A 6,766-nucleotide genomic window follows, 5' to 3' on the forward strand; every position below is an offset into this window, starting at 1 on the left:
TCACCAGCAGGCCCGGCCGCTGGTTGTGCCGCACGACAGCCTGCTTCCGGCACTGCCCGGCCTCCTCAGCGAGGTCGTCCCACAACCCCGGCTCCACGACATCGGCCGGGACGTCCACCCTGCCTTCTGACAGCCACGCCTGACGCATCACGGCCTCACAGGTCGAGGTAGGAGAACGTCGCCAGCAGACCCAGCTCGCCGGGGTATGGGGGCCGCCAGTGCGGGACGTTGTAGCCGGCGAACGCCCGCAGCGAGCCGGAGCCGAATTCGTGGCTCAGGGTCTGGAAGTCCTCACCTTCCGGGAACAGCCCGTGGTCGGCACACAGCCGGGTGAGGACGTCGGGGTGGGCGTCGCGCAAGTGCGGTGCCCACCCCATCGGCGGTAAGTGCTCGGTGAGCGCGACGCCGACCGTCACCGAGGCCCGCACGCTGTCGAAGTGGACGCCTTGGAAGTCGCCCTTGCGGTAGACGACCACCGCGCCGCCGCGCGGCACCAGGCGGGGCAGGCCGGTGGCCTCGCGCACCGCCGCCCACAGCCCCTTGTCGTAGGCCAGGGCCTCCAGGACCGGTCCGGCCGGTGCGAACGCGCAGTGGAACGGCGCCGCGAAACTCCCGTCGCGGTGGGCGCTCATCTCGTCCCGCACGTGCGGAGTCGCCAGACCGATCCGGTCGTGGGCCTCCTTCACCAGCTCCTCGAACCGGCCCCGCTCAAGGGCATCGGGGACGAGGACGGTTCCGGTCTCCTCCCACGCCGTGCGGGCCGCCGAACGCTCGATGACGGGCTGTCCGGTATCCATGCTGATCTCCTCTTCCACAAAGGGGCGTCGCCGGGGTCAAGCGGCCGTCCCCGCCCCGCAGCCCGAGCCGATGGGCACGGCGGGACGGGAACGGCGGGGCGGCCGGGCAGGGCCGCCCGCGCCGCCCGCAAGGGGGGGCGGTCTGGTGCTCCGGCACCCGGCGGCAGATCCCCAGGGCCGGGCGCCGGAGCGGTCTAGGTGCCGTCGTCCCCGCCCTCCGGGGCGTCAGCCACATCCGGCACGGACACAGCGGCCCGTCCGCCGGACACGTCATGGCGCAGTTCCTGATCAGCGGAGAGGCCGACCAGTACGAGCCCGGTGAGGATCGCACCCCACCAGCCGACAGCGGCCACCACGTCGCCGTCGACCGGTAACCGGTGGCGGCCCATCACCGGCCGCCGACCGAGCGGGCGGCCTCGCGAGCCCGGATGGCCCGGTCCAACCGCGCCGACGTCGCGTACATCTGGGACGGGTTCAGGACCAATTCGGCCCGCTGGGTGTTGCCGTCGCCGAGCACGACGTCCACTCCGATTCGGGCTTGCCCCGCCCCGTGGTCGTAGGTGATGTCACGCTCCAGCAAGACCACCATGCTCACCGGTACCCGCAGCGCCGGGGCCGAGGTGACCTGGAGCAACGGGTCGGCGCCGGCGCTTTCGGTCACCTTCGGGAGGAGGCTGGTCCTTCCTGTTCCATCGGCGTGCATCGCGGGGTCACCGGCTCTCGGTTCGGGGCGGCCGAACACAGCAACGAGGGATTCCGGCCGCCAGGCCAACGGGAAGCCCGGATCTCGACGTTCGACGTCGTGTAGACCGGGCAAGCACGTTCAGTTAAGGACGGCCCGAGCGGCGCGGTAACCCCATGTAAGGGGCCCCACGATGGGTACATTCCGTGGGGGGTGTCACCAATCGAGGGGGTAGGCATGGCACTTCGGAATCTGACGGGAGCGCTGCCCGCAGCTGTGCGACGCGATCCCCGCTTCACCGAGGCCCTGGCCCGGCGCGACATCAGCACGGTCTTCGCCCTGGCCCACACCGAGGGCGAGATCAGCTTCAACAAGATCAGTGAAGCGTGCGGCATCCGCGCCGAACGCGTCAGCCAGATCGCGCGCGGAAACGCCGACGTCACGTCCCTGCCGGTGCTGGAGCGGATCGCGGACGGACTCGGAATCCCGGGCGCGGACTTAGGCTTGGCCGCAAGGCCATGGGAGGCCGGAAACCCGGTAACTCCCGCACAAGATCGAGGAGATGGAGACGATCCGATGAAGCGCCGCGATGTGATGCGCGGCGCGCTCGCTGCCGGTCTGGCAGGTACCGGGCTCGCCGCTTTAACGTCCACCCGTACCGACATCGACGCAGCCCTTGCCGCCGACCATACCCATCCCGATCTCGGCTACTGGGAGTCGACCGCCGAGCGGTACGGCTACGGCTACCACGGCCAGGCCCCGGCCGACGTCCTGGCAAACCTCCAGGACGACCTGGAGGAGATGAAGCCCCTCCTCTTCCAGGCCCAGACCGACAAGAGCCGCAGCCAGCTGTGCCACGTCACCGGACAGATGGCCGGCATGCTCGCGATCGTCCTGCACGACCTCGGCAACCACCGCGAAGCCCACCGCTGGTTCGCCACCGCCGGACGCGCCGCCCAGCAGTCTGGAGACCAGCTCCTGCACGCCTGGGTCCTCGGTCGAGAGGCCATGGTGCCGCTGAACTACGGCGCCCCGGCCGCCGCCGCGAAACTCGCCGACCAGGCCCGGCACCTGGCCGGTGAAGGCCCCAGCGCGGCTGCCGCCCTCGCAGCCGCCGTCGCATCGCGCGCCTACGCGATCGGCGGCGACCGCGCCAAGGCCCTCAGCGCTGTCAAGGACGTCCAGCGCCTGGCCGACCGGCTCAGCCCTCAGCAGCGCGCGGACACCTGGTTCGGCTATCCGATGCAAAAGCACCAGGTCCACATGAGCCAGGCCCTCACCCATCTGGGAGAGACCCGCCGCGCGTACGAAGCGCAGGCCGCCGCCCTCCAACTGTCACGGGCCCCGTCGCTCATGACCCGGGCACTGATCGCGATCGACCAGGCGTCCTGCCTCGTCCATGATGGCGACCGGGAAGCCGCCGCTCATGTCGCCATACAGGCTTATGGCGGGCTCCCGGCCTCCTACCGAAACGGACTCACCAAAACCCGCGCCGTCGCCCTGTGCCAAGCACTCCCGGACGACACCCCCGGCCGCGACAGCCTCTCCGAACTCTTGAACGTCGCCTGACCCATACCCACGGAGCTGGACTGCCGGCCAGGCGTACTCCTGCACCTGCGGCGGCCGAGCGCGCGGGACGACAGTCAACGAGGGGAGCGACGCGCACTGGGCTTTGGCGCTGTGGCCGGTGTCGAGCGTGTGGCGCCGGGCGTCTGGAGCCGTGGGATCTCCTGTTGGATGCGCCAGCTGAGGAGACGTGCAGGGTGTCGGGCGTCGTCGAGAGGACGCTGGCCGGCGGCCTGGCGCAGGGCCTTGGTGGGATCACGGCCGTCTGCGTCGACTCGCGCGAGCACCACCGCGAGGGCGGCCCAGTCGAGCACGCCGAGGATCTTCTCGGCGTGCTCGGGAACGGCGACGCGGACGGCGCGTTCGTAGCGGAGCTGGGAGATGTCGCTGGCGGGAGCCACTCGCGTCAGTGTGGCCAAGGGAATGGTGGCGGCCCGGTCCGCGACGGCTTGGAGGCGGGTGACGGCCTCACGAGCTGCGGCGACCTGCTGGTCGTGGCGTTGTAGGTCGTGCCAGCGGACGGTGGCGATGACGGCGAGGACGATCGTGTCGAGGAGCAGAGCCAGCAGGCTGCCGTCCGGGCTTTGGGGCGGTGAGGTGCGGAGCATGTCCTTGACGCCTCCGCGCAGGTGGGCGGCGTGCTGGTTCTGAGGGTGGACACGGGCTCGGGCTACGACGACTTGCTGGGGAAGGCTCCGGGGAGTTACGAGTGGACGGTTGTTGCGCTGGTCAGCGCCACGGTCACCCGCATCGCTTCCGAGGCCGGCTACACCGTCGTCCCTCTCGGCCTGGGAGAGGGCGTGCCGGAGGGGGATGTCCAGATCATTGTCAGGTCGCGGAGGCTGCCAGCCCCTGTGGTCGGGCAGGGCGTTCACCGTCTGCGATGGAGCAGCAGGTGCGGTCTCGTGAAGGTCAGCAAGAGCGACGACTTTCCGGTCCATCTGGATGTCGTCGCGGACGGCCCGGGTGCTGTGACCGTTCAGGTGCGGTACGAGAGGTGACCAGGTTCAGGATTGGCCGTTCCTGACGGTCGCGCGTTCAGTCCGCGAACGCGCGGCGCGGTACACGAGGTGGTGGGCACCGTTGGGCAGGCAATGGGTGCCCCTTGGGCGCCACGGGTGGCTCACCCCCTCCGAGCCGGCCTGTGGCGCACGCCTCGCTGTCACTCGCGGCGTGCAGGTGTCGGCTGGACCGCTGTACGGGGGGTGGCCCAGCCGGCCACCGCCGCCGCGTCACTGCACGGCAAGAGACCGGGGCCGCCCCGGCCGCTTCCACGTAATCCAGCAGGGAAGCTGCCACGAGACGCAGGCGGTCCTGATGATCGACGCCGAAGTCGTCGACTGGCTCCGCCCCGACGGACAGCGAGAGCTAGCCCCGCGCCGGACACACCATGGGCCCCGGGGAACCAGCCACCCGGGGCCCGCCCATTGCTGATCTTCAGTTGCTGGTGAGCGCCGGGTCGGCGGCCTGAGCTTCGGCGAACGTGCCGTAGTCGGTCGATCGGTCGAGCAGGGTGAAGTCCATGTCGCCGGCGGTGAATCGGCTGGTGTAGTAGCGCCCGGTCGCGGCCTTGGGCTGGAGGCCGGTGACTGCGATCCGGCAGGCCCCTTCGTGCCGCGGGCTTCGAGGCTGGTGTTCCACGCGGGGCGTGTTGTCGTACAGGAACGTGATCTCGGCAGTGCCCGAGTTCTCGGGGGCGCCGATCGTGGCGTTGCTCGACCGTGAGGTGCTCTCCTTCGTGCGGAGCGTGGCGTGCAGGCTCCAGAAGGTTTGCTCGATCGTCATGTACGTGGTGATCGGACCCCGGTTCCCTCCCTCCGGGATGTGGCTCTCCGGGCTCGGGGCAAGCACTACCCGCCAGGTGCCCGTGACCCAGGCACGGCCGGTGAAGCGGTGAATCCCGGGCCAGTGCCAGGCCCACTTGTCGAACACAACGGTGCCGTAGCCCACGAGGGCCGGGATGTACGCGAAGAGGCACCGGAACTCGGACGGGTACAGGCCCAGAACGATCAGGACGACCGTGTAGAGGGTGGCGGCGATGGTGGCGCCGGTGCGGATGGTGGTCGCGGTGTTCATCGTCAGCCTCCGTAGTTGAGGTAGTGCCACGCGCCCTCGATCAGCTCGCGCGCGTCCTTCTCCGTCCACTTCTGGCCCTCGCCGAACACCTTCTTAATCCCGTTCGGCTCCACCATGCGTAGATAGCTGAACCAGGCTCCCGTCAGCTGTCGGTAGACCTCCCGCAGACTCTCGCGGACCACAGCGTCCAGGCTGCCATCGCGGAGCAAGACGTCGTCCGGGACGTTGTAGATCAGGCACTCGGAGAAGTACGACGGCAGGGCCTTGATCACGCCCTCGGAGGCGAGATCGTTCTCGACGTTCTTCAGCACCCGCACCACGAACTTGTACCGGTACCTGGTGTTGGTGTTCTTTGTGCGGCCGTTGGCCAGCTGGAGTTCGGGCCAGTTGATGACACGCTTGCCGTTGCGCCCGTAGACGACGCTGCCCACGTACTCGCCGCCGGGCACCGTGGTGTCGTAGGCCACCCACTTGAAGCACGGCACCACGTCGATGCTGGGACGGCTGCCCACAACCTCCGGAACGTACAAGGCGAGGTTGTGGTCCGTGTCCACCGAGCCGAAGTGGTTGGTGAGCGCGTCCTCGACCTCCTGGCGGAGCTTCTGCCGGGTCCACGGCCCCGTGTAACTGGCCTGCTGCCCAAACCACCAAGCCGCCAGCCCCTCTGTATGGAAGGGGTCGTTGAGCTTCACCATGATGTCGACATCGCTGTCACCGCGGACGTTGGTGTTGTTGGGGTACGAGCCCTTCGACGCCACCGTGATGTCGAGCCCCTGGAACGGCTCGTGTCGGAGGACCGCCTGTTTCACCATGCGCTCGGCGCGCTCCAGCCGGAGCTGTTCGGAAGCACCCGGGGGGTTCTTCCATTTGTTGATCAAAGCGATCCGCTGTTCATACGTCAGCTGTCGTGCCATGAACGCCTCCATGCTCCGGCGCGCCTGCGTCGGCCAACAGCGTACGAGCGGGCACTGACAGCGACGCACCGACAAATCCGCATGGGCGCTCAAGCCTGACGCGGCCAGGTGCGGGGAGATTGCCCCGCGGCGTCAGGGGAGCGGCTCGACATCCCAGGGCCTATACACACATCAGCGCGATGCCGCAGGTCAGAGCCCTCGGGCTTCGCACTCAAGTGCGTGTAGGGCCTGGGTGCGGCGCCGCTGTCCCTGGACGGCGACAGGACTCCGGACCGCCCTGCGCCCCGCAGTCCTGTCGCCGGTCTCACTCGCGGCTCACCAGTCGTTGGGTCCGCTGCCCGCCCAAGCGAGCGGCCGGCCTTCGCTGTTGCGCCCCAGTGCGGTTCCTCCATCGAGGTCTCGTGCCCGTCGGGCAGGACGCAGATCCGCCCCCAGCGGCCGTGCTTGCCCGCACAGACCTCGGTGAGCCGGGCCGCGTCGTCCTCCGCCGCGGCCTGGTCGTAGCGGTCCTGGAACGGCTGGAGACGGGCGCACAGCTCCATGCCGAGCTCCGTCTCCGCCGCCTCCACCCGGGCCCGCACCGCCTGCACCCCCGGTTCGGACAGCACAGCCGAGATGACGTCCTCCGCCTCGGCGAAGGCCCTGGTGGGGGGGGGGGGGGGGGGGGGGGGGGGGGGGGGGCCGGAGCCGCCCTTTGTGGGTTGTCGTCCGGTTCCTCCCCCTCTCCCCAC

At 69.7% G+C, this 6,766-nt stretch carries 8 protein-coding genes; 2 read left to right on the forward strand and 6 right to left on the reverse strand.

Translation table 11 applies throughout. The features are described 5' to 3' along the window. Positions 1–155: 155 nt before the first annotated feature. The 3 genes from ACZ499_RS31085 to ACZ499_RS31095 form a co-directional block, all read right to left on the reverse strand. On the reverse strand, positions 156–797 hold the full coding sequence (locus ACZ499_RS31085) for a hypothetical protein (RefSeq protein ID WP_468679527.1): 642 nt from the start codon (positions 795–797) through the stop codon (positions 156–158). A 194-nt stretch (positions 798–991) separates the two neighbouring features. Continuing rightward, complete coding sequence (locus ACZ499_RS31090) at positions 992–1,186, reverse strand: hypothetical protein (RefSeq protein ID WP_468679528.1); 195 nt, start codon at positions 1,184–1,186, stop codon at positions 992–994. Further along, on the reverse strand, positions 1,186–1,458 hold the full coding sequence (locus ACZ499_RS31095) for a hypothetical protein (protein WP_468679529.1): 273 nt from the start codon (positions 1,456–1,458) through the stop codon (positions 1,186–1,188). Before ACZ499_RS31095 ends, ACZ499_RS31090 begins: the two co-directional genes overlap by 1 nt. Before the next feature lie 258 nt (positions 1,459–1,716). Between ACZ499_RS31095 and ACZ499_RS31100 the strand changes: the two genes are divergently transcribed. After that, positions 1,717–3,048: a hypothetical protein gene (locus ACZ499_RS31100; RefSeq protein ID WP_468679530.1), complete on the forward strand. Its 1,332-nt coding sequence runs from the start codon at positions 1,717–1,719 to the stop codon at positions 3,046–3,048. A gap of 74 nt (positions 3,049–3,122) precedes the next feature. On the opposite strand, the gene ACZ499_RS31105 is transcribed toward ACZ499_RS31100, so the two are convergent. Then, positions 3,123–3,653: a hypothetical protein gene (locus ACZ499_RS31105; RefSeq protein ID WP_468679531.1), complete on the reverse strand. Its 531-nt coding sequence runs from the start codon at positions 3,651–3,653 to the stop codon at positions 3,123–3,125. 30 nt (positions 3,654–3,683) lie between these two features. Between ACZ499_RS31105 and ACZ499_RS31110 the strand changes: the two genes are divergently transcribed. Then, entirely contained in the window at positions 3,684–4,046 is a 363-nt protein-coding gene (locus ACZ499_RS31110) for a hypothetical protein (RefSeq protein ID WP_468679532.1), read from the forward strand. Positions 4,047–4,482: 436 nt separating this feature from the next. Here the strand turns inward: ACZ499_RS31110 and ACZ499_RS31115 are convergent, their stop codons facing one another. Beyond that, on the reverse strand, positions 4,483–5,121 hold the full coding sequence (locus ACZ499_RS31115) for a Cap15 family cyclic dinucleotide receptor domain-containing protein (protein WP_468679533.1): 639 nt from the start codon (positions 5,119–5,121) through the stop codon (positions 4,483–4,485). A 2-nt stretch (positions 5,122–5,123) separates the two neighbouring features. Continuing rightward, complete coding sequence (locus ACZ499_RS31120; protein WP_468679534.1) at positions 5,124–6,035, reverse strand: nucleotidyltransferase domain-containing protein; 912 nt, start codon at positions 6,033–6,035, stop codon at positions 5,124–5,126. Between the last annotated feature and the right edge of the window lie 731 nt (positions 6,036–6,766).

The sequence above is a fragment of the Streptomyces sp. NPDC031265 genome (assembly GCF_055570295.1).